Origin of the sequence: Lysinibacillus sp. RC46, assembly GCF_041262385.1 — a bacterium.
Taxonomy (GTDB): domain Bacteria; phylum Bacillota; class Bacilli; order Bacillales_A; family Planococcaceae; genus Lysinibacillus.
This window is the reverse complement of record NZ_JBGCCF010000071.1, coordinates 1-2,880: the sequence shown is the minus strand read 5'-3', so window position 1 is coordinate 2,880 and position 2,880 is coordinate 1. Positions and strand designations below refer to the sequence as shown.

The following is a 2,880-nucleotide window of genomic DNA, read 5'->3' as shown; positions in this document are numbered from 1 at the left end:
TTTTGGTTAAGTCCTCGATCGATTAGTATTCGTCAGCTCCATGTGTCACCACACTTCCACCTCGAACCTATCTACCTCATCGTCTTTGAGGGATCTTACTTACTTGCGTAATGGGAAATCTCATCTTGAGGGGGGCTTCATGCTTAGATGCTTTCAGCACTTATCCCGTCCACACATAGCTACCCAGCGATGCCTTTGGCAAGACAACTGGTACACCAGCGGTGTGTCCATCCCGGTCCTCTCGTACTAAGGACAGCTCCTCTCAAATTTCCTACGCCCACGACGGATAGGGACCGAACTGTCTCACGACGTTCTGAACCCAGCTCGCGTACCGCTTTAATGGGCGAACAGCCCAACCCTTGGGACCGACTACAGCCCCAGGATGCGATGAGCCGACATCGAGGTGCCAAACCTCCCCGTCGATGTGGACTCTTGGGGGAGATAAGCCTGTTATCCCCGGGGTAGCTTTTATCCGTTGAGCGATGGCCCTTCCATGCGGAACCACCGGATCACTAAGCCCGTCTTTCGACCCTGCTCGACTTGTAGGTCTCGCAGTCAAGCTCCCTTGTGCCTTTACACTCTACGAATGATTTCCAACCATTCTGAGGGAACCTTTGGGCGCCTCCGTTACCTTTTAGGAGGCGACCGCCCCAGTCAAACTGTCCGCCTGACACTGTCTCCTGCCCCGCTAAGGGGCATGGGTTAGAATTTCAATACAACCAGGGTAGTATCCCACCGACGCCTCCTTCGAAGCTGGCGCTCCGAGATCTCTGGCTCCTACCTATCCTGTACAAGTTGTACCAAAATTCAATATCAGGCTACAGTAAAGCTCCACGGGGTCTTTCCGTCCTGTCGCGGGTAACCTGCATCTTCACAGGTACTATAATTTCACCGAGTCTCTCGTTGAGACAGTGCCCAGATCGTTACGCCTTTCGTGCGGGTCGGAACTTACCCGACAAGGAATTTCGCTACCTTAGGACCGTTATAGTTACGGCCGCCGTTTACTGGGGCTTCAATTCGCAGCTTCGCTTGCGCTAACCACTCCTCTTAACCTTCCAGCACCGGGCAGGCGTCAGCCCCTATACGTCACCTTACGGTTTTGCAGAGACCTGTGTTTTTGCTAAACAGTCGCCTGGGCCTATTCACTGCGGCTCTCATGCGCTTGCACGCTCAAGAGCACCCCTTCTCCCGAAGTTACGGGGTCATTTTGCCGAGTTCCTTAACGAGAGTTCTCTCGCACACCTTAGGATTCTCTCCTCGACTACCTGTGTCGGTTTGCGGTACGGGCACCTCTCACCTCGATAGAGGCTTTTCTTGGCAGTGTGAAATCAGGAACTTCGTCCATACGGACTCGCCATCACAGCTCAACGTTATAGTGTGCGGATTTGCCTACACACACGCCTTACTGCTTGGACGCGCATATCCAACAGCGCGCTTACCCTATCCTACTGCGTCCCCCCATTTCTCAAACGGTGAGGAGGTGGTACAGGAATATCAACCTGTTGTCCATCGCCTACGCCTATCGGCCTCGGCTTAGGTCCCGACTAACCCTGAGCGGACGAGCCTTCCTCAGGAAACCTTAGTCATACGGTGGACGGGATTCTCACCCGTCTTTCGCTACTCATACCGGCATTCTCACTTCTAAGCGCTCCACCAGTCCTTCCGGTCTGACTTCAACGCACTTAGAACGCTCTCCTACCACTGACATCGTAGATGTCAATCCACAGCTTCGGTGAATCGTTTAGCCCCGATACATTTTCGGCGCAGCGTCACTCGACCAGTGAGCTATTACGCACTCTTTAAATGATGGCTGCTTCTAAGCCAACATCCTGGTTGTCTGTGCAACGCCACATCCTTTTCCACTTAACGATTACTTTGGGACCTTAGCTGGTGGTCTGGGCTGTTTCCCTTTTGACTACGGATCTTATCACTCGCAGTCTGACTCCCGTGTATAAATATCTGGCATTCGGAGTTTGTCTGAATTCGGTAAACCGGGATGGCCCCCTAGTCCAAACAGTGCTCTACCTCCAGTATTCTCATCACGAGGCTAGCCCTAAAGCTATTTCGGAGAGAACCAGCTATCTCCAAGTTCGATTGGAATTTCTCCGCTACCCACACCTCATCCCCGCACTTTTCAACGTGCGTGGGTTCGGGCCTCCAGTAAGTGTTACCTCACCTTCACCCTGGACATGGGTAGATCACCTGGTTTCGGGTCTACGACCACGTACTAATTCGCCCTATTCAGACTCGCTTTCGCTGCGGCTCCGCCTTCTAAAGCTTAACCTCGCACGTAATCGTAACTCGCCGGTTCATTCTACAAAAGGCACGCTATCACCCATTAACGGGCTCTAACTACTTGTAGGCACACGGTTTCAGGATCTCTTTCACTCCCCTTCCGGGGTGCTTTTCACCTTTCCCTCACGGTACTGGTTCACTATCGGTCACTAGGTAGTATTTAGCCTTGGGAGATGGTCCTCCCGGATTCCGACGGAATTTCACGTGTTCCGCCGTACTCAGGATCCACTCAGGAGAGAACGAACTTTCGACTACAGGGCTTTTACCTGCTCTGGCGGACCTTTCCAAGTCGCTTCATCTAACTCGCTCTTTTGTAACTCCGTATAGAGTGTCCTACAACCCCAAGAGGCAAGCCTCTTGGTTTGGGCTCTTCCCGTTTCGCTCGCCGCTACTCAGGGAATCGATTTTTCTTTCTCTTCCTCCAGGTACTTAGATGTTTCAGTTCCCTGGGTCTGCCTTCAAGACGCTATGTATTCACGTCAAGATACTACGCGATTAAACGTAGTGGGTTCCCCCATTCGGAAATCTCCGGATCAAAGCTCACTTACAGCTCCCCGAAGCATATCGGTGTTAGTGCCGTCCTTC

At 52.4% G+C, this 2,880-nt stretch carries 1 rRNA gene; it reads right to left on the bottom strand.

The annotated features are described in order from the left end of the window. Positions 1 to 2 precede the first annotated feature (2 nt). Positions 3 to 2,880: ribosomal RNA gene (locus ABH966_RS26905) — 23S ribosomal RNA — on the bottom strand; the annotation flags it as partial.